Here is an 18,030-nt window from a genome sequence, read left to right on the forward strand (position 1 = left end):
TGCGGCAATCCCCGAGCGCCTTTCGACCCAAAATCTACCGTTTCCGACAAGCAAGCGCTCAGCCAGTTGCACCGGGTTCGCTGCGTGGCTAGTCTTTGCAGATCAGAATTCTTTCAAATGGATTTACACCATGCTTCGTTCCGCCGTTCTTATTGCCGCTATTACGCTGGCGTCCCCTTCTTTCGCCGCGCAGTGCGGCAACAACGCCAACGGGTTCAACGCCTGGAAAGCGTCCTTCGCGGGTGAAGCTGCGCAAGCCGGCGTCGGCAAGCGCGGCTTGGCCGCATTGGCAGGCACGAGCTACGCCAAGCGGACTATCGCCGCCGATCGAAACCAGAAGAGCTTCAAATACTCATTGGACAAATTTCTGAAAGTTCGCGGCGCTGACACGATTGTGGCGCAAGGCCGCAAGCGCAAAGCCAAGGATGCCGGTTTCTACGGATCACTGGAAAAGAAATATGGCGTGCCAGCCGGTGTCATCATCGCAATTCACGGCATGGAAACCGGCTTTGGACGGTTTATGGGCGATAGCAATGTGGTCTCCTCCATCGCGACCTTGGCCTATGATTGCCGCCGCTCCGAGTTTTTTACCGGCCATACGCTGGCGGCACTGAAGCTGGTAGATCGCGGCATCATCTCACCCAACTCAATCGGCGCTAAACACGGCGAATTGGGCCACACGCAATTCCTGCCGGGCAACGTGTTGAAATACGGCCAAGATGGTAATGGCGACGGCCGCATTGATCTCAACAACATGGCGGACGCTTTGGCGTCGACGGCAAATTTTCTGAAGGGCAAGGGCTGGAAGCGCGGCGCAGGCTACCAAGAAGGGCAGACGAACTTTGCGGTGATCAAGCAATGGAATGCAGCTGGGGTTTACCAGAAGGCGATTGCTATCATGGCGGGTAAGATCGACCGGTAAGTATCGTGCAGTCTTGAAGTCACAAAATGGCCCCGCCGTAACAGGCGGGGCTTTCTTTTGTTAGGCAGCAGACGCGAAGTTGATCACCTTGTGGGTGCCCGTCTGGGCGGTTCCGTCGGTCATGTTGGCGCGGAGCACCTCTATGCCGAACGCGAACGGGTTGCCTGAGGACGACCAGATCGCCGCTTCGTGCAGGGGCATGTGCAGCAGGCACACATCCCGGTCCTCGCGACCGCCCTCAAAGTAGGCGGCGGCGACGGCAGACCAGATTTCGTCCAGCTTGGCCTCGTCCTGACTTTGGCGGATCGGGCCGGACAGGCAGGCGTAGTAATCCTGCGATGTGCTTTGGACGCAAAAATGCGCCGTGTTGCCCTGTCCTATGCCACGAACCAAGTCGGTGTCGCGGGAGGTGATGAACCACAACTCGCCGGTATCTCGGTCAAAATAGTGGGTCATCGGCTGCATGTGTTGCCCGGAGCCTTCGACCCCCAACATGCCCGCACGGACATCGTCGAGTTGGTCGAAAAGTTGACCCCGCGCGTCTGTTTCAGTTCGGTCAGTGTCAGCCATGGTTAGCTCGCCATGAAGCTGTCGACTTCTTCGCGCGCTTCTTCTTTGGTCTTGCCATATTTTTGCTGGATCAGGCCCTCGATTTTTTCGCGATTGCCTTCAGCCTGGTCAAGCTCGTCATTGGTCAGCTCGCCCCATTTAGCTTGGGCTTTGCCCTTCCATTCTTTCCAGTTGCCTTCGATTTGGTCCCAGTTCATCTCGTATTCCTTTCATTCGGTTACGGTATGACTAAACAACGGATGACGCAGACGAATGTTCCGCCACGAGACCTAATAATTTTGTGTTAGTGGCTTCGGCGACGCCTACAGCATCCCCGGCACGACCTGATCCGGTGGTCGATGACCGTCTGCGAACGTCTTGATATTCAACAAAACCTTCTCACCCATCTCCGACCGCCCCTCGCGGGTGGCGGATCCCATATGGGGAAGCAGCACCACATTGTTGAGCTCGCGCAGGCGCGGGTTGATCTGAATACCGTGTTCGAACACGTCCAATCCTGCCCCCGCCAATTCTCCGGCACGCAACATGCGGGTCAGAGCATTCTCGTCGATCACCTCGCCACGTGACGTGTTCACGATCACAGCGTCGGGCTTCATCAATTTCAGGCGTCGGGCATTCATCAAGTGATAGGTCGATGGCGTATGCGGGCAGTTGATAGAAACCACGTCCATACGGGCAATCATCTGGTCAAGGCTTTCCCAATAGGTGGCCTCCAACTCGTCAGAGATGCCTTCGTGAACCTTTTTGCGATTGTGATAGTGCACCTGCATACCAAAAGCCCGCGCCCGACGCGCGACGGCTTGTCCAATGCGCCCCATGCCAAGAATGCCAAGGCGGCGGCCAGAAATGCGCCCTCCCATCAGGGCAGTGGGGGACCAGCCTTGCCAATCGCCGGATTGCATAACGGCAAGCCCTTCTGGAATGCGGCGTGTGACGGCAAGAATTAGCGCCATCGTCATATCGGCGGTGTCTTCGGCGGCCGCCCCGGGCGTGTTTGACACCAATATGCCCCGCTGTCGTGCAGTATGGACGTCGATATGATCAACCCCTGCGCCATAATTGGCGATCAGTTTCAGCTTCTCGCCCGCCTGCCCCAATAGCCCTGCATCGATCCGGTCCGTCAGCGTTGGCACCAGCACATCTGCGGTTTTGACAGCGTCAACCAACTCCTCGCGTGTCATCGGAATATCGTCAGATCGGAGTGAGGCGTCGAACAATTCGCTGATTCTGGTTTCAACATGTTCGGGCAACCGTCGCGTCACGACAACACTCAGCTTCTGGTTTGGCATTGGCGCTCATCCTTGAGTGGAAATTCTTCGTCTATAGTGACAAGATCATGGTCAAAGGGGCAAGACAAGAAATGCTCCAAATAGAACAAGTGCAGCAGTGCAATCAGGACGGTCAATGAAACGGGTTATCAAGATTGCGGCTTTGGTCGCATGTTTGCTGTGGTCTCCAGTGCTGGCCCTCGCGGCGGAGCGCGGCCCAGTCACGAATCTTCCTCTTCCACGTTTCGTTTCTCTAAAGGCCGCCGAGGGCAACGTGCGCCGCGGCCCGTCCCTATCCCATCGCATTGATTGGGTGTTCAAACATCGCAATATGCCACTGCAGATCGTGGCGGAACACGGGCATTGGCGACGCGTAGTTGATCGCGATGGCGCCGGAGGATGGGTCCACTACACGCTTCTGTCCGGCTCGCGCTTTAGCTTGATCGAAGAGGACATGACACCGATTTACAAGGTGGCCGATACCGGATCGAACGTCGTCGCCCATGCCGAGTTGGGTGTCGTCGCGCGTTTGGGCAAATGCGACCAGTATTGGTGTCGTGTTACAGTCGAGGGCACCAAAGGTTGGATGCCCCGTGAAAAGCTGTGGGGCCTGTTGCCCGGCGAGATTCGCGAATAATTTTGGTTTTTCCAAAAAAGATTTGACCACCTGTCGAAATGGCTGATCCTCATTCGTCATGTTTATGAGAGCAGTTTCGCTTTTTTACAGGAGACACAGATCATGAGATACACATTTTTGCTCTACACTGATCCAGCTGACCTCGCCCATATGACGCCCGAAGACTGGGTAGGAGAGAAAGAAGCATACGGCACCTATATTGATGCCTTGAAAGACGCTGGTGTGTTTTTGGATACCGACAGGCTGGCGGCAATACACACAGCAACCACGCTGAGCGAACGAGGCGGTGAGTTGCGCGTGCAAGACGGTCCATTTGCGGACACAAAAGAGACGCTTGGCGGCTTTTTCGTCGTCGATGTGCCTGACTTGGATACGGCTATGGCATGGGCGCAAAAATGCCCCGCTGCGAGACGCGGCAAGGTCGAAATTCGTGCCTCGGCTATGGTCTAACCCGTGAAAGGATCCACCAAGGCGCGCGCAGAGGAAGTCGCGCGCGCCTCTTATGGACGATTGCTAGCCATCTTGGCGTCGCATGATCATGACATTGCCGCCGCTGAAGATGCGTTGGCAGAGGCGTTCGCGAAAGCCCTTGAGCACTGGCCCCTGCGCGGCATCCCTAATAACCCTGAAGGCTGGTTAATCACCGCTGCGCGGCGTGGGCGCATTGATGCAGCCCGTAAACACGCCCGCACCAAACCCCTGGAGCAGCATGCCGACTACATGGCGCGTTCCGATCAACATGATGAAATACCTGATGAACGCCTTAGCCTCATGCTGGTCTGCGCACATCCCGCCTTGTCGTCGGCAATCCACGCCCCGCTCATGCTGCAATGCGTCCTTGGTTTAAGTTCCGAACGCATTGCGTTGGCATTTCAAACGCGACCGTCAACGATGGCGCAACGCTTGGTACGCGCGAAGTCCAAAATTCGAGATGCCGGGATCACATTTGAGCGGCCCGATCGTGACGCGTTGCCAGACCGGATTTCGACTGTTCTAGAAGCAACGTACGCCGCCTACTCGATTGACTGGATGCTTTTTCCTGATGGGCGGGATTTGAGCCGCGAGGCGCTGTTCCTTGCGGATCTTGTGGCGCACTTGAGCCCCGAAACACCTGAAGCTTTGGGTCTCAGCGCGTTGATCAGCTTCCTAAGTGCCCGCCAAGATGCTCGACTGAAGGACGGGATGCTCGTGCCGTTAGATGAGCAGAATATTGGCCTTTGGGACCATCGCATGATCGACCATGCCAACCGCATCTTGGCCAATGCCTCAGTGGCGCGCCAGCTTGGGCGATTTCAGTTGGAGGCTTCAATACAAGCGGTACATGCAGCCCGCGCCACAACTGGGACGACCGATTGGGAGGCCGTGGCTCAGCTTTATACGGGCCTGAATGCGTTGTTTCCAACGCTGGGAAGTCGCATCGGACAGGCCGCAGCTATAGCGCAAGCACGGTGCGCGAAGGACGGCTTGGCTCTGTTGGACCAATTGCCCACGAGGCAGGTTGCCAATTTCCAACCCTACTGGGCTACCCGCGCCCAGCTTCTGCGCGATGATGCGCCTCAACAGGCTAAGCCATGCTATGATAAGGCCATTGCACTGTGCACAGAGCCACCTTTGCGTCGATGGCTAGAGGCGCAAGCGGCAACTCTAAAACTACACTAGGCAAGGAAGGCGAAGCGCTTTGCCAGTTCTGACCACAATTCTTCAGACGCCGCGGTCAACAACCTGCCTTCGCGCATGGTTGGGTGATAGTCGCGTCCGTCAAGAAGCCGAACCACACCGCCCGCTTCTTGATAAACTAAGACCCCTGCCGCATGGTCCCAAACGTTGAGCATCCCGGTCAGGTAAAACTGCGACGCTCCGCCCGCAAGCAGGCGGTATTCGTGACAAGCACAGCGCAAGGACTGCGTACGGCGGAAAGCGGAAAGCTGTGCCGCGATCCGGGCCTGTTCGGGTTTTGCGAAGAGGTACATCCCGACATAACCGAAGCAGTCGGACAGTTCCGGTGGCGTATCAAGAGTAAGACGCCGGCGCTTTCCGTTGGCGCCGCAAAACCACGCTCCTCGCCCCTCGGTAGCGACTATCCAGTCATCATAGCTGGGGTCATAGAGCAGACCGAACACGATTTTTCCGTCCTCGATAACAGACAAGATGACGCCGTAAGTTGCTATTCCGTTGGCAAAATTCCATGTTCCGTCGATCGGATCGATCACCACCACTTGGCCCTGCCCCACGCGGTCGAGAATTGACTTATCGGCAGAAACAGCTTCTTCCCCCACAATCGCGGCGTTGGGCAAAAGCTCACGAACGGCGGCAGTGATAGCCAACTCCGCTGCGCGGTCGGCCACCGTCACAAGATCGTCTGGCGCAGACTTGCTGTCGATATCCGAGACATCAAGGTTACGGAAAAGCGGCCTGATTTCTTTGGCGGCAACATCGCGGACGATTTGGATCAGGGCGTCCGACTGTTCAGAGGTGAGGTTCATGCGACGTTGTCCAATCCACGACCTTTTAACAGCGCATCCACGCCCGGAAGGCGGCCACGAAACTCGGTATAAAGCACGTCCGCGTCACGAAGACCGCCAACTGAGAGAATGTGATCTTCCAATTTGCGCGCTGTCGCCTCATGAAACGCGCCACCCGCTTCCTCGAACGCAGCGAAGGCGTCCGCATCCATCACCTCTGACCACATGTAGCTGTAATAGGCGGATGAATAGCCGTCGCCTGCAAAAACATGGGCGAAATGGGGCGTTGCGTGGCGCATGCGAATAGCGGGCGGCATCCCCATGCTTTCAAGGATTTCGGCCTGCATAGCCATCGGGTCTTCGGGCGCATCGCCGGTATGGAATTCGATATCGACCATCGCGGAAGCCACATATTCAACCGTCGAAAATCCCTGATCATAATTCGCCGCATCCAGCATGCGTTGCAGCATGTCGGCAGGCATCGGTTTGCCGGTTTTTGCGTGGGTTGCGTATTTTTGCAAGACCTCCGGCACTTCGAGCCAATGCTCGAACAGCTGGCTGGGCAGCTCCACAAAATCGCGCGCGACGGAGGTGCCAGAGATGGATTCATAAGTCACATTTGACAGCATCTGATGCAGCGCGTGGCCGAACTCGTGGAACAAGGTCCGCGCATCATCATAGCTCAGCAGCGCAGGGCTGCCCTTGGCGGGCTTTGCGAAGTTGCACACGTTAATAACATGGGGCCGGATGTCGCCGCGCAGCTTTTGCTGGGAGCGTAGCGCCGAGCACCAAGCGCCGGAGCGTTTGCCACCACGGGCGAAGTAGTCGCCGATAAACACGGCGATGTGCTCGCCGTTGCGGGTGACCTCCCACGCGCGGGCGTCGGGGTGGTGTAGCTTGACGTCGAGCGGTTTGAACTCAAGGCCAAACAGGCGGGTGGCGCAGTCAAACGCGGCCTCGATCATGCGGTCGAGTTGCAGGTAGGGTTTTAGCTCCGCCTCATCCAGATCATGCTCGGCGGCGCGGCGTTTCTCGGAATAGTAGCGCCAGTCCCACGGCTCCAGCGCATCGTTCACGCCGTCATTATGCATCATCGCCGCAAGGCTTTGCGCGTCCAGATCGGCTTGCGCACGGGCGGGCTCCCAGACCTCCATCAGCAGCTTGCGCACCGCGTCGGGGGTCTTGGCCATCTCGGTTTCGAGCTTGTAGGTAGCGAAATCATCGTAGCCCAGCAGGTGCGCGCGTTCCTCGCGCAGTGTCAGGATTTCCGTGGCAATGGCGCGGTTGTCGGTCTCGCCGCCATTGGCACCACGCGACGTCCACGCCTCGTAGGCGCGTTCGCGCAGGTCGCGGCGGGAGGAGAATTGCAGGAACGGCACGATGAGTGAGCGGGACAGGGTCACGACATGGCCCTCCGCGCCTTGTTCCTCTGCCGCCGCTTTTGCGGTCGCGAGGACGAAATCGGGCAGGCCTTCCAAGTCCACCGCATCCAGTTCCATGTACCAAGCGCGTTCATCCGCCAGCAGGTTCTGGGTAAACCGCGTGCCAAGCACAGCGAGGCGTTCCTTGACCTGTTTCAGGCGATCGAACGCAAAGCCTTCCAACTGCGCACCGGCGCGGACCAGATTGCGGCGGGTGAGTTCCAGCACGCGCAGTTGCTCGGCGGTCAGGTCAAGATTGTCGCGGTCCTGCCAAAGCGCATCGACGCGGGCAAAGAGGTGGGGGTTCATCGACACCTCGGACCCCCACGCGGCCAGCTTGGGCGAAAACTCCCGCTGGAGCGCCTCTCGCGCGGGGTTACTGTCGACGCCTGCCAGCGTGTAGAATGGCGACAGAACCTTGTGCAGCCCCTCGCCCATCAATTCCAACGCGTCGATGGTGTTGGCGAATGTGGGTGGGTCGGAATTCTCGATGATGGCGGCAAGTTCCGCACGGGCCTCGGTCAGGGCGGCCTCGAACCCCGGGGCAAAATCCTCGTCGGAAATGTCAGCGAAGGGTGGCAGGCCGAAGGATGTTTTCCAGTCAGCGAGAAGTGGGTTGGTCATTCATGGCTCCTTTGCGCCTAACCTATGCGCTTGGGAGCAGGATGCAATCAATCGTGGGTGGGTTGGCGCATGTGCCGCTCGAACCGGCGTAAAAGCAGGGACAGGGACACGGTCAATGTCAGGTAGATCAGGGCGACGACGTTGTAGGTCTCGAAATAGCGGAAATTGCCGGCGGCGGTGACCTTGCCCAACTGGGTTATGTCGCCCACTCCCAGAACCGAAACGAGGCTGGAGTCCTTTACCATCGCAACGAAATCGTTCCCTAAAGGGGGTAGGATCGTGCGGATCGCTTGTGGAAATACGATATACCGGAAGCGCTGCCAGCGGTTAAGGCCCAACGTATGCGCGGCCTCGATCTGGCCATGGTCGACGGATTGCAAACCGGCGCGAAACACCTCGGCGATGAAGGCGGAATAGCCGATGGCGAGCGCCAGTGTGGCGCGCCAGAGCAGTGGGAAGTGACGGGTGCGCATCAGCTCTGCGTCGAAGAAGGCTAGCACCCAGTTTGCCAACGCCACCAGCGCGGGGGCGACGACGAAGGCCGTATAGAGCAACAGGACGATGATTGGAATGCCGCGCACGACCTCGATATAGAGGCGTGCGATTTGACGGATAATGATGCTGCGCGAGGTCGACATCAGCGCCAGCAGCAGTCCCAGCGCGGAGGCAAGCGCGAAGCCGACCAGCGTCACGATCACGGTGATCTTGATGCCCTTGGACAACGTGCCGAGCACCTGCGCATAGAGATCGTCGGCCACCACCTGATAGCCGAGATAAGCGACGACGCCCCCTAGCAGCACCAGCCAATAGGGGAAGTCGTCGGATTGCTTTACTGGCCCCAGCACGACCGTTTTAGCCGCCGAGTTTGTAGTCCAGGAACCACTTCTTGTTCAGGGCTTCGAGCGTGCCGTCCTTGTCCATATCCGCAATGGCGGCGTTGATCGGTTCGACCAGGTCGGAGCCTTTGGGGAAGATGAAACCGAAATCCTCGGTGCCGAGTTTTTCGCCGACGATCTTCAACTTTCCCTCGGACGCGGAAGCGTAGCCATAGCCTGCGGTGCTGTCGGTCAGCACCAGATCAACGTCGCCCGTGCGCAGGGCTTGAACGCCTGCCCCGAAGGTCTCGAACTTGATGATGCGCGGGTTTTCCTCGTTGCCGTCAAGCACGTCATAGACGCCCACATAGAAGGGTGTCGTGCCGGGTTGCGCCGCCATCAGCAGGTCTTCGTCCGCCGCGAAAGAGGCCGCGTCACTGAACCGCTCCTCATCGCCGCGCACCAGCATAAGCATGGCGGAGGTCATGTATTTGTCGGAAAAGTCGACCTTTTCCTTGCGGTCGTCGCGGATGGTGATGCCGGTCATGCCAAGGTCGTACTGGCCTTGCGACACGGCAGGGATCATCGCGTCCCAGCTGCTGTTTTCATAAACGACGGTGATGTTGATGCGCTTGGCGATCTCCGCCATGGCGTCATATTCCCACCCGATGGGATTGCCGGTGCCCGGCTCGATGAATTGCAACGGCGGGTAGGCGTTTTCGGTCACGACGACGACTTCCTTGCCGTTCAGATCAGGCAGATGCCCGTCGGCGATGGCGGCAGTGGCGGTGAAGGCGGCGAGCGCCGCGGCGGCAAAACGAAGCATGGGTCAGGTTCCCTGTTTGGTTGGACCTCGTGACCCTAAGTGACCCGCGCGGGGAATGGCAAGGCGGCTTGCATCTTTACGTGTGGCAGGACACGTTTCATTCAGGCTTTGGAGGAAACCTAGATGACCATAGGACGCGTTCAATCCCCCCGCATCATTCGGATCGGTGGCGGCGTCGCGGCTGAGACTGCCGAAGTGCTCATTCAACTTGGGTTGTCAAAGCCGTTGATCGTGACGGATCAAAATTTGGTCGAGATAGGACACGTCGCCAAGGTGACCAATGTCTTGGATACGGCTGGCATCGCTTATGGAGTTTTCGACGGCGTGATTGAAGACCCTACAGACGCTTGTTTGGACGAAGGCTTGGCGGTCCTGCGCGCCGGCGACTACGATTGTGTGATAGGACTGGGCGGCGGCTCCCCGATGGATACGGCGAAGGCCATATCGTTCATGTCGGTCAATCCCGGTCACGTGCGAGACTACAAGGCCCCGACGCAGATCGACAGATGCGGGCCACCGACGATTTTAATCCCGACCACTGGCGGCACAGGCTCGGAATTGACGCGCTGGTGTGTGATCACCGACACGGTGAAGACCGAGAAATATAACCTGTCTGGGTTGGCGGCGGTCGCCACAGCAGCGATCATTGATTGGGAATTCACAATCACAAAACCGTGGCGGATTACGGCGGATACGGCGGTCGACAGCCTCACACACGCGATGGAGGCCTACGTCTCGCGCCGTGCCTTCGCCTATACCGACGCCTTCGCCCTGTCGGCGATGCCACTGATCGCCAAGCATGTACGGGCAGCGTGTATGGACGGCTCCAACACCAAGGCGCGCGAGGGATTGATGTTGGCGGCGTCTCAGGCGGGGATGGCGTTCTCGAACGCGTCAGTTGCGTTGGTTCACGGGATGAGCCGCCCCATCGGGGCGCATTTCCATGTGGCGCACGGCTTGTCCAATGCGATGCTTCTGCCCGCAGTCACGGAATTCTCTGTTACTCACGCGCAATCGCGATATGCCGATTGCGCACGGGTGATGGAGATGGCCACGAGCAGCGACAGTGATGCAGTGGCTTGCGGCAAGCTGGTCGAAGGATTGCGTCGGCTGAACGATGATTTGCGCGTTCCCGCGCCATCAAAGCAAGGGCTGGACGAGCAGCGATACTTCGACACTCTGCAGATCATGGCCGAGCAGGCCTTGGCCTCCGGCTCGCCGCAAAACAACCCCCGCGTTCCGACGGCTGAGGAAATAGTGCGGTTGTATCAAGACATCTGGTAACGCGGGCGGCCTCAGGATTTCTTGGCGGCAGGCTTCTTCTTCGTCTCAAGCGCATCGAGGCGCGCTTTTAAAGCTTCGTTCTCTTCGCGGGCTTTCTGCGCCATGAGGCGGACTGCCTCGAATTCGTCACGGGTCACGAAATCACGATCCGCCAGCCAACGGTCCATCATGCCTTTGATAGCATTGTCGGCCTCGCCCTTGGCGCCCTGCGCGACGCCCATTGCATTGGTCATCAGTTGCGACATGTCGTCAAAAAACTTGTTGCGGGTCTGCATCTGGTCACTCCTTCGTCATTGGCCTCTATATGGGTCGGGTTGCAGCCGCGCACAAGGTTGACTTCGTCGCAGCCTCAGCGCACCAAACGGCCATGACAATATTTGCCCTGCCCTTCCCCGAGATCGCGCCCGAGATTTTTACGATCGAATTGGGCGATTTTGCCTTCTCGCTGCGCTGGTATGCGCTGGCCTACATCGCCGGTCTGGTCATAGCGTGGCGCATCGTGGTCGGGTTGGTGAAACGCCCCGCTCTTTGGGGGGCAGATGGCGCGCCGATGACCAAAGAGCAACCCGAAGACTTGTTGACATGGATTATCCTCGGTGTCGTTCTGGGTGGTCGATTGGGCTATGTGATTTTCTACAGTCCCGGTTACTACCTCTCCAATCCAGCCGAGATCCTGAAAGTTTGGGAGGGCGGCATGTCCTTCCACGGCGGCTTCCTTGGCGTGGTCGCCGCAGGATTGCTCTATTGCTGGAAACACAAGCTGTCTGCGATGCGCGTCGGCGATGCCGTAGCTGTATCCGCCCCCATCGGATTGATGTTGGGGCGGATCGCGAACTTCATCAACGCAGAGCTTTGGGGCCGCCCGACCGATGTGCCGTGGGCCTTCGCGTTCCCCGGTCAAGCGGCGCAAGATTGTCCCGATGTTGTAGGGATATGTGCCCGTCACCCGTCGCAATTGTATGAAGCCGGTCTAGAAGGCTTGGTCCTTGCGGTGGTGATGCTGTGGCTCGCCTACCGTCGCGGCTGGCTCATGCGACCGGGTGCCATGATCGGCGTATTTCTTACCGGGTATGGCTTGGCGCGCGGCTTCGTCGAATTCTTCCGCCAGCCGGACGCGCAATTCGTCAGCGACGGCAACCCGCTGGGGCTGGCGTGGCATATCGGTGGCTACGGACTAACGATGGGACAGCTTCTGTCTATCCCGATGATCTTGCTGGGTGTGGCCCTGATCGCGCGGGCAAAACGCCCGTGAGTCCCTTGCGCGACCTGCTGGCGCGGCAAATCGCGACAGACGGCCCGATGAGTTTGGCCGACTACATGCAGACCTGCTTGCTGCACCCCGACCACGGATACTACGCAACGCGAGACCCCTTTGGTGTCTCTGGCGACTTCATCACGGCCCCTGAAGTCAGCCAGATGTTTGGCGAGCTGCTTGGGCTATGCCTCGCACAAGCTTGGATGGATCAAGGGCAACCCGATGCCTATCTGGCGGAGCTTGGTCCGGGCCGTGGAACACTGATGAAAGACGTCTTGCGTGCCACCGCCCGCATTCCGAACTTCCCGCGCAAAGTTGTATTGGTCGAGGCAAGCGCACATCTGCGCAGCGTCCAAGCAGAGGCACTGGCAGGGATGGATGTAGACTGGGTCGATCACGCCTCCGCATTGCCGGATGGTCCGGTCCTGCTCATCGCCAACGAATTTTTCGACGCGCTTCCTATCCGCCAATTCGTGCGTGACCACAAAGGCTGGTCCGAACGCCGTGTCGGGCTGCTAAACGAAGCGTTGGCATTCGGGTTGACCGAAGACACCCGCGTCGATGCCCTGTCCGATCGGCTCGCAGATACCGGCGTCGGGGATGTTGTGGAGGTTTGCCCCTCCGCCGCACCCATCATGACCGAAATCGCCGCAAGAATTTCGGATGGCGGCGCAGGGATCATAATCGACTATGGCGACTGGCGCTCGTTGGGCGACACCTTCCAAGCGTTGGAGGATCATGCGCCCGTAGACCCGCTGGCCAACCCCGGACAATCTGACCTGACGGCCCATGTTGACTTCGAGGCCCTGTCCAGCGCCGCCGCGTCCTGCCAAGTCAGCCCGATGACGCCGCAGGGGGTGCTGTTGGAACGCTTGGGCATCACCACACGCGCACAAGCCTTGGGGCAACATCTGCAAGGTGAGGCGCTCGACCAACACATCGCTGCGCATCGGCGCTTGACGCATCCCGCAGAAATGGGGACGCTGTTCAAGGCAATCGCGATTACCCCACGCGGTGCGGCCCTACCCCCAGGTTTTGACCTTGCGAGTTCGACATGACACTGGAGATTCTCACAGCAGACAGCCTTGCCCCGTTGCGGCACGGCTTTTTCACACGCAAAGGCGGCGCCTCCTCTGGTGTATTTGAGGGGCTGAACTGCGGGCAAGGATCGTCTGACCAAACCGAAGCCGTGCTGACCAACCGCAGACGCGTGGCGCAGGCGATGCAAGTCGAACCCGACCAATTGGTGTCGGTCCATCAATGCCACTCGGCTGATGTCGTGGTGGTTGACGGGCCACTCGCCGAAAAACCTAAAGCCGACGGAATGGTGTGCGCGACCGAAGGCATTGCGCTTGGAATACTGACTGCCGACTGCCAGCCTGTGCTATTTTGTGATGCACAAGCGGGAGTGATTGGCGCGGCTCATGCCGGTTGGGGTGGGGCCATCGGTGGCGTTTTGGAAAACACCATTGACGCGATGGTGGAGTTGGGTGCTACGCGCGAAAATATTCAAGCGGTCATCGGGCCATGCATAAGCCAAGCAGCTTACGAGGTTGGACCAGAATACTTTGATCGCTTCTATGACGAGAACCCAGACAACGCGCGCTTCTTCGCCAACGGCAATGGCGATAAGATGCAATTTGATTTGCCGGGCTATGGGCTACACCGGTTACGTTCTGCAGGGGTACACGCGGAATGGATACGGCATTGCTCATATTCAGATCCGACGCGGTTCTATTCCTATCGGCGCAGCGTTCATCAAAAAGAAGCAGACTATGGGCGCCTAATCTCGACAATCCGGCTTTAGATCGTCGTTTGTTTCGTCAATCCTGACGATGGCAAGGCAAAGCATCGCCTTAATCACGCCTTAAACTTCGGCTGCTACGACTCAGGTCATGCAGCTGCTTATCTCAATTTCCTTTGAACTATTGGCCTTCGCCGTGCTTTGCTTTGCCGTCGTGTTACGCCACAATTATCTCCAACGAAATCTTAGAAAACTTGCTGCACGACATGCTGATGCCCCATTGGCATGGTGAATTGCTCCTGTCCCTCACCGGGACACGAATTCATCTGATGGGGCCGGAAAGCAGCGATCACGCCGCGGTGCCCCGACAAACCGAGACGGAGCAAGACATGGGCAAGAACAACCGCTGGATGACTTGGGTGCTGGCAGACAGCGCGCGTACTGATGTCACACTACCGTGGGCGCGTGGAACGCGACCAAACTGGAAGTCACGTTTGACAAACGAAACTCCCGATTTGGCGACAATTTTGCATGACGCGATGCCGGAGACCCGAGTTGTTTCTCGCAGCGCGCGTTTGCCTCGTCGGATTGCTGTGTCTTAATCTTACCAAATTTAGGGTCGTGCAACTCAGCTGAATTCATGGGCGCACGAACCCCTTCCACCCGAATATCGAAATCAATTGCGCCGCATATATTGCTATGCGTCGCCCGATTTTGTGGCCTCGTAAGCGTTTAAAAAAGGCTCCATATCCCTTTCAAACTTTTTCCAAGCACCGACCGACGACGAATACATCGGCTGGCGCACCTGTGTGGCGGAGAGTGTGCGGACTTCTCGCTTGGTTTCGTAGAACGACAAACACGCATCCTCCCACTCCAGCCCGACGGCTTCGACAAGCCCACGTGATTGTGCTTCTGGATCAGCAATCAAGCCTTCGTACTTAATCTCATGGAATGATCCTGGCAACTGGACCCGCCAAAACTCCACCATTTCCTCAAATTGCCCAAGGAAAACGGCAATATGCTCTAAGTTGTTTGCATACCGATGCAGGCCATCGCGAAACTGGTTCTTGTAGATCGACAAGGCGTTGTCGCGAGGATCCCGACGCACCACCACGAAACGCGCCTTTGGCATCACCTTGGCCAAGAACCCCATGGTCGCGTAACTGGAAATCGACTTGTCAGTCACCATCGGCGCATCAGGGAAAAGTTCTTTCAATTCTGCTTCAAATTCATCAGCGGCGGCCGCGCATTTGGTTAAAAGCTCAAGGCCGTCGTCTTTCCATTCGCTCTCCGGCGTAACAATGAGGTCCGCGAATTTCGGTTGCACGATACCCAGTTCGCCACCGCCTTGAACCATCGAATGAGACGCCAATATCTGTTCGACCAACGTGGTGCCCGAGCGTGGCGCACCTGTGACGAATATCGGCGACGCATCACTGACAGGGCCGTCTAGATCCTTGAAGCGCTCAAACAAGTCGCGAATGCGCGCAGCACTCGCTTTGACGCTTGGGACATCATAGGGATAAGCCTTGGCAAGTGCGGCATTTGCCTGGTTGAGATAGCCAAACACACGGCCAAACTGGCCGCAGTCTTCCATTGCCTTAGCCAGTGCATATCCAAGCGCAGGAATGTCCTTGTCGCCGACACGCTTCGACTTCAATGCCGTCTTCATCTTCGGAATATTGGGATCATCAGCCTTCATTTTGGTCACAGACGCGTATAGCGCGTAGTGCCTTCCCACATTTGGGGCGATGTCTATTGCACGTTGCACGATGGCACGCGCCTCGTCGATCCGCCCCATGGACTGCAACAAACCCGCCTTACGAAATAGAATTGTCTCGTTGTTAGGGGCCAGTGCGAGGCCCTTATCAAACTGCTCCATCGCAAGGTCGAACTGCATCAGGCTGACTAGCGCGGCACCATATTCAGCAAAAACACGAACCTGCCGGAACCCGCCATCTATTGCTGACCGGAAAAACGCCGCCGCATCCTTCCATTTCTCATCGCGAATTGCCGCAAGTCCCTCAAAGAATGCGAAAACAGGAGTTTTTCCCAGCACCGGCTGAGCGCGCTTGCGCAGCAGGTCAAAATTCTTTGGGTTTGGGTGGTTGCTCGCCATGTTGAGATAACTCACCCAAATCGCAGGCTCAGTTGGGCGCAGCTTCAACGCCGCTTCGAAGCGGGCCGCCGCCTCGGCAACTTTCCCACGACGGGCGTATATCTCTGCAAGGTTGAAACTGACCTCGGCCAATTGTGGCGCACTCTTCAACAGCCGCTTGTAGCCCTTCTCGGCCTCATCCAGCCGGCCTTTTTCCTGAGCGTGCCGTGCCTTCGCAAAAAGATCTTTGATCTGGTGGTTGCTTAGTGTTGCCATGACTTCAAGTCTTCCTGCTCAATCCAATGATCTGCTAGCATCAGCCACCTCATATATCCAGTCTCGCCAAGCAACACCTTGCATCAAACCCGGCGTTACGCCTGCACTTTGGAGGGGCCGTTAGGGCGTGATCCTTGCCGGTTAGCTGACCTGTGCACGTCGGCAGGATTATACTCGAGTTTTGCTCGTAACGACCAAATTATTGCGATCCGATTCGGCCATGTTGAAATTTGAATTGTGGCAAACGTCGCGGCACCGACGGAAACGGTGAAGCAGTATGCCCCGGCATTGTCTTTAGTGGTGCAACGACTAGGTGCAAAAAATTGACTTTGAGGCACGAAGACGGCCATTGTTGGCATAATGTTAACCAGCAATTCTGCGCGCCGGTGGGGACCGACGCAGTCACGCCCAGACCTGAACAGGGACGACGCATGACCTATTCACCCAATGTCCCCTCGCATCTTGTGCCGTCGCAACTTGGTGCAGGACAGTCTGTAGCCTATCGCACTGCCGCCAGACCGCGCACCCGCGCTATGGCACGTCCCTACAACATCGCGTGGCTTACCCCTGACGGCGAAGAACGGTACGACACCGTCGTCGCTCCCGCCCTTCCGGTAATTGAAAGCGCCTGCGCCAGCATGGCGCGCGGTGCCATTGTCAGCACCGCGAACGGCCCCGTCGCAGTGGAAGATCTCTCGCCCGGCATGATGATTTCGACGTCGGAATACGGCCCCATTCCACTTCAATGGATCGGGTCCTACGAGATGTCCCTTAGAGAAGCGCAAACCGCAGATCGTGGGGCTTTGTTTCGCGTAACATCGGATGCCTTTGGCTTGGCAAAGCCATCGCCGGATCTTCTGCTAGCGCCGCGTGCCCACATTCTGTTCCGGCACGCAAAATGCCGAGCATTGTTTGGCGTGGACTTGGCCTTTGCCCCCGTGCGCGCATTCGAGGATGGAGAGACCATATTTTCCGTGCAACCGGCGTCACCTATTGCGGTTTTCAACCTTGGCTTCGATCGTCAGGCGACCATCAAGGTAAATGGGATTGAGTTGGAGAGCTTTCACCCCGGCCCACATACCGAGGCCTTGATAGACGAGGAGATGAAATATTCTCTGCTGCGCCTGTTCCCGCAAGCACGGGGATTGGATTTCTTCGGCCCGCAATTGATCAATCGGTTAACGACATTTGAAGTGCGTGCCCTGCGCGAGGGCAGTTAGGAAATCTGCGACAACCGCTCTTCGACAACCTCGAACGGCACTCCGGGATCATCCTTTGCGACCCGAATGACCAAAGATGTCTTCACGCTCGCCACGTTTTCAGCTGACGTCAATTCTTCGGTCAAGAAGCTCTGGAAGCTGCTCAAATCCGGTGCCACGCATTTCAGAATGAAGTCCACTTCACCATTCAGCATGTGGCATTCGCGGACCAGCGGCCAGTTTCGGCAGCGCTGTTCGAAAGCCGATAGGTCCGCCTCCGCTTGGCTTTGCAGTCCCACCATCGCGAAGACTTTGACTTCAAATCCTAAGGCCCGACCTTCCACGTCTGCATGGTAACCTCGAATATATCCCGACTCTTCCAGAGTGCGCACACGGCGTAAACAGGGCGGCGCGGATATCCCCACGCGCTTTGCCAATTCGACATTGGTCATACGGCCATCAGCCTGAAGTTCGGCCAGAATCTTGCGATCTATTTCGTCGAGTTTCGAAACGGCCATGACCGACTCCCTTGTTTTGATTTGTCTTACCCCTCAGACACCTCACGCGCAATAATATTTCAAGCTTGCGCAACATATTAAATGATCTGCAAATGCAAGTTCCCCCCCTTT

The 18,030-nt window shown here is 57.6% G+C and carries 20 protein-coding genes; 10 read left to right on the forward strand and 10 right to left on the reverse strand.

What is annotated here, in order from left to right; genetic code table 11:
* Positions 1-130: 130 nt before the first annotated feature.
* A complete protein-coding gene (locus tag BCF46_RS07490; protein ID WP_121023086.1) occupies positions 131-922 on the forward strand; it encodes a lytic murein transglycosylase in 792 nt (263 codons plus the stop codon).
* A gap of 60 nt (positions 923-982) precedes the next feature.
* On the opposite strand, the gene BCF46_RS07495 is transcribed toward BCF46_RS07490, so the two are convergent.
* From BCF46_RS07495 to BCF46_RS07505, 3 genes are all read right to left on the reverse strand, one after another.
* Positions 983-1,492 carry a pyridoxamine 5'-phosphate oxidase family protein gene (locus tag BCF46_RS07495; RefSeq protein WP_121023087.1) on the reverse strand — a complete coding sequence of 170 codons (510 nt, stop codon included), beginning with the start codon at positions 1,490-1,492 and terminating at the stop codon, positions 983-985.
* Between the two features lie 2 nt (positions 1,493-1,494).
* Positions 1,495-1,689 carry a CsbD family protein gene (locus tag BCF46_RS07500; protein WP_121023088.1) on the reverse strand — a complete coding sequence of 65 codons (195 nt, stop codon included), beginning with the start codon at positions 1,687-1,689 and terminating at the stop codon, positions 1,495-1,497.
* A 105-nt stretch (positions 1,690-1,794) separates the two neighbouring features.
* Positions 1,795-2,781 carry a 2-hydroxyacid dehydrogenase gene (locus BCF46_RS07505; RefSeq protein WP_121023089.1) on the reverse strand — a complete coding sequence of 329 codons (987 nt, stop codon included), beginning with the start codon at positions 2,779-2,781 and terminating at the stop codon, positions 1,795-1,797.
* Between the two features lie 115 nt (positions 2,782-2,896).
* On the opposite strand from BCF46_RS07505, the gene BCF46_RS07510 reads away from it, so the two are divergent.
* The 3 genes from BCF46_RS07510 (at position 2,897) to BCF46_RS07520 (ending at position 5,056) form a co-directional block, all read left to right on the forward strand.
* Positions 2,897-3,397, forward strand: coding sequence for an SH3 domain-containing protein (locus BCF46_RS07510; protein ID WP_121023090.1), 501 nt, complete (start codon positions 2,897-2,899; stop codon positions 3,395-3,397).
* Between the two features lie 102 nt (positions 3,398-3,499).
* Positions 3,500-3,847 carry a YciI family protein gene (locus BCF46_RS07515; protein WP_121023091.1) on the forward strand — a complete coding sequence of 116 codons (348 nt, stop codon included), beginning with the start codon at positions 3,500-3,502 and terminating at the stop codon, positions 3,845-3,847.
* Positions 3,848-3,850: 3 nt separating this feature from the next.
* Positions 3,851-5,056: an RNA polymerase sigma factor gene (locus BCF46_RS07520; protein WP_121023092.1), complete on the forward strand. Its 1,206-nt coding sequence runs from the start codon at positions 3,851-3,853 to the stop codon at positions 5,054-5,056.
* Here BCF46_RS07520 and BCF46_RS07525 read toward each other — a convergent pair.
* Genes BCF46_RS07525 through BCF46_RS07540 form a run of 4 tightly spaced genes read right to left on the reverse strand, consistent with a single transcriptional unit; the run spans position 5,053 to position 9,545 of the window.
* Entirely contained in the window at positions 5,053-5,880 is an 828-nt protein-coding gene (locus BCF46_RS07525; RefSeq protein ID WP_121023093.1) for an inositol monophosphatase family protein, read from the reverse strand. The genes BCF46_RS07520 and BCF46_RS07525 overlap by 4 nt on opposite strands.
* Positions 5,877-7,904 (reverse strand): M3 family metallopeptidase, encoded by a 2,028-nt coding sequence (locus BCF46_RS07530; RefSeq protein WP_121023094.1) that lies wholly within the window; start codon positions 7,902-7,904, stop codon positions 5,877-5,879. Before BCF46_RS07530 ends, BCF46_RS07525 begins: the two co-directional genes overlap by 4 nt.
* Before the next feature lie 47 nt (positions 7,905-7,951).
* On the reverse strand, positions 7,952-8,749 hold the full coding sequence (locus BCF46_RS07535; protein ID WP_425454415.1) for an amino acid ABC transporter permease: 798 nt from the start codon (positions 8,747-8,749) through the stop codon (positions 7,952-7,954).
* Between the two features lie 7 nt (positions 8,750-8,756).
* Entirely contained in the window at positions 8,757-9,545 is a 789-nt protein-coding gene (locus BCF46_RS07540; protein ID WP_121023095.1) for a transporter substrate-binding domain-containing protein, read from the reverse strand.
* Positions 9,546-9,668: 123 nt separating this feature from the next.
* On the opposite strand from BCF46_RS07540, the gene BCF46_RS07545 reads away from it, so the two are divergent.
* Complete coding sequence (locus tag BCF46_RS07545; protein ID WP_121023096.1) at positions 9,669-10,829, forward strand: iron-containing alcohol dehydrogenase; 1,161 nt, start codon at positions 9,669-9,671, stop codon at positions 10,827-10,829.
* Between the two features lie 11 nt (positions 10,830-10,840).
* Here BCF46_RS07545 and BCF46_RS07550 read toward each other — a convergent pair whose 3' ends face one another.
* A complete protein-coding gene (locus BCF46_RS07550) occupies positions 10,841-11,104 on the reverse strand; it encodes an accessory factor UbiK family protein (protein WP_121023097.1) in 264 nt (87 codons plus the stop codon).
* Between the two features lie 92 nt (positions 11,105-11,196).
* Here BCF46_RS07550 and lgt point away from each other — a divergent pair, with 92 nt between their 5' ends.
* The 4 genes from lgt (at position 11,197) to BCF46_RS07570 (ending at position 14,430) form a co-directional block, all read left to right on the forward strand.
* Positions 11,197-12,081: a prolipoprotein diacylglyceryl transferase gene (gene lgt / locus BCF46_RS07555; protein WP_121023293.1), complete on the forward strand. Its 885-nt coding sequence runs from the start codon at positions 11,197-11,199 to the stop codon at positions 12,079-12,081.
* Positions 12,078-13,142 (forward strand): class I SAM-dependent methyltransferase, encoded by a 1,065-nt coding sequence (locus BCF46_RS07560; protein WP_121023098.1) that lies wholly within the window; start codon positions 12,078-12,080, stop codon positions 13,140-13,142. The genes lgt and BCF46_RS07560 overlap by 4 nt, the downstream gene beginning before the upstream one ends.
* Positions 13,139-13,891: a peptidoglycan editing factor PgeF gene (pgeF, locus tag BCF46_RS07565; RefSeq protein ID WP_121023099.1), complete on the forward strand. Its 753-nt coding sequence runs from the start codon at positions 13,139-13,141 to the stop codon at positions 13,889-13,891. The genes BCF46_RS07560 and pgeF overlap by 4 nt, the downstream gene beginning before the upstream one ends.
* Positions 13,892-14,094: 203 nt before the next feature.
* The gene (locus BCF46_RS07570) at positions 14,095-14,430 is read left to right on the forward strand and encodes a hypothetical protein (RefSeq protein WP_170157884.1); all 336 of its coding nucleotides are present in this window, start codon (positions 14,095-14,097) and stop codon (positions 14,428-14,430) included.
* A gap of 95 nt (positions 14,431-14,525) precedes the next feature.
* Here the strand turns inward: BCF46_RS07570 and BCF46_RS07575 are convergent, their stop codons facing one another.
* Positions 14,526-16,202 (reverse strand): tetratricopeptide repeat-containing sulfotransferase family protein, encoded by a 1,677-nt coding sequence (locus BCF46_RS07575; RefSeq protein ID WP_121023101.1) that lies wholly within the window; start codon positions 16,200-16,202, stop codon positions 14,526-14,528.
* A 431-nt stretch (positions 16,203-16,633) separates the two neighbouring features.
* On the opposite strand from BCF46_RS07575, the gene BCF46_RS07580 reads away from it, so the two are divergent.
* Complete coding sequence (locus BCF46_RS07580) at positions 16,634-17,422, forward strand: Hint domain-containing protein (RefSeq protein WP_121023102.1); 789 nt, start codon at positions 16,634-16,636, stop codon at positions 17,420-17,422.
* Here the strand turns inward: BCF46_RS07580 and BCF46_RS07585 are convergent.
* Complete coding sequence (locus tag BCF46_RS07585; RefSeq protein ID WP_121023103.1) at positions 17,419-17,919, reverse strand: Lrp/AsnC family transcriptional regulator; 501 nt, start codon at positions 17,917-17,919, stop codon at positions 17,419-17,421. The genes BCF46_RS07580 and BCF46_RS07585 overlap by 4 nt on opposite strands.
* Between the last annotated feature and the right edge of the window lie 111 nt (positions 17,920-18,030).

It is taken from the genome of Litoreibacter meonggei (assembly GCF_003663885.1).
In the GTDB taxonomy this organism is placed as follows: domain Bacteria; phylum Pseudomonadota; class Alphaproteobacteria; order Rhodobacterales; family Rhodobacteraceae; genus Litoreibacter; species Litoreibacter meonggei.

What these genes read in the sequence shown, in the direction of transcription:
- BCF46_RS07580 (WP_121023102.1), top strand. Translation starts at nt 16,634, where the DNA reads ATGACCTATTCACCCAATGTCCCCTCGCATCTTGTGCCGTCGCAACTT.
- BCF46_RS07490 (WP_121023086.1), top strand. Translation starts at nt 131, where the DNA reads ATGCTTCGTTCCGCCGTTCTTATTGCCGCTATTACGCTGGCGTCCCCT.
- BCF46_RS07525 (WP_121023093.1), bottom strand. Translation starts at nt 5,880, where the DNA reads ATGAACCTCACCTCTGAACAGTCGGACGCCCTGATCCAAATCGTCCGC.
- BCF46_RS07500 (WP_121023088.1), bottom strand. Translation starts at nt 1,689, where the DNA reads ATGAACTGGGACCAAATCGAAGGCAACTGGAAAGAATGGAAGGGCAAA.
- BCF46_RS07505 (WP_121023089.1), bottom strand. Translation starts at nt 2,781, where the DNA reads ATGCCAAACCAGAAGCTGAGTGTTGTCGTGACGCGACGGTTGCCCGAA.
- BCF46_RS07495 (WP_121023087.1), bottom strand. Translation starts at nt 1,492, where the DNA reads ATGGCTGACACTGACCGAACTGAAACAGACGCGCGGGGTCAACTTTTC.
- BCF46_RS07540 (WP_121023095.1), bottom strand. Translation starts at nt 9,545, where the DNA reads ATGCTTCGTTTTGCCGCCGCGGCGCTCGCCGCCTTCACCGCCACTGCC.
- BCF46_RS07530 (WP_121023094.1), bottom strand. Translation starts at nt 7,904, where the DNA reads ATGACCAACCCACTTCTCGCTGACTGGAAAACATCCTTCGGCCTGCCA.
- BCF46_RS07585 (WP_121023103.1), bottom strand. Translation starts at nt 17,919, where the DNA reads ATGGCCGTTTCGAAACTCGACGAAATAGATCGCAAGATTCTGGCCGAA.
- BCF46_RS07515 (WP_121023091.1), top strand. Translation starts at nt 3,500, where the DNA reads ATGAGATACACATTTTTGCTCTACACTGATCCAGCTGACCTCGCCCAT.
- pgeF (WP_121023099.1), top strand. Translation starts at nt 13,139, where the DNA reads ATGACACTGGAGATTCTCACAGCAGACAGCCTTGCCCCGTTGCGGCAC.
- BCF46_RS07570 (WP_170157884.1), top strand. Translation starts at nt 14,095, where the DNA reads ATGCTGATGCCCCATTGGCATGGTGAATTGCTCCTGTCCCTCACCGGG.
- BCF46_RS07510 (WP_121023090.1), top strand. Translation starts at nt 2,897, where the DNA reads ATGAAACGGGTTATCAAGATTGCGGCTTTGGTCGCATGTTTGCTGTGG.
- lgt (WP_121023293.1), top strand. Translation starts at nt 11,197, where the DNA reads ATGACAATATTTGCCCTGCCCTTCCCCGAGATCGCGCCCGAGATTTTT.
- BCF46_RS07545 (WP_121023096.1), top strand. Translation starts at nt 9,669, where the DNA reads ATGACCATAGGACGCGTTCAATCCCCCCGCATCATTCGGATCGGTGGC.
- BCF46_RS07575 (WP_121023101.1), bottom strand. Translation starts at nt 16,202, where the DNA reads ATGGCAACACTAAGCAACCACCAGATCAAAGATCTTTTTGCGAAGGCA.
- BCF46_RS07550 (WP_121023097.1), bottom strand. Translation starts at nt 11,104, where the DNA reads ATGCAGACCCGCAACAAGTTTTTTGACGACATGTCGCAACTGATGACC.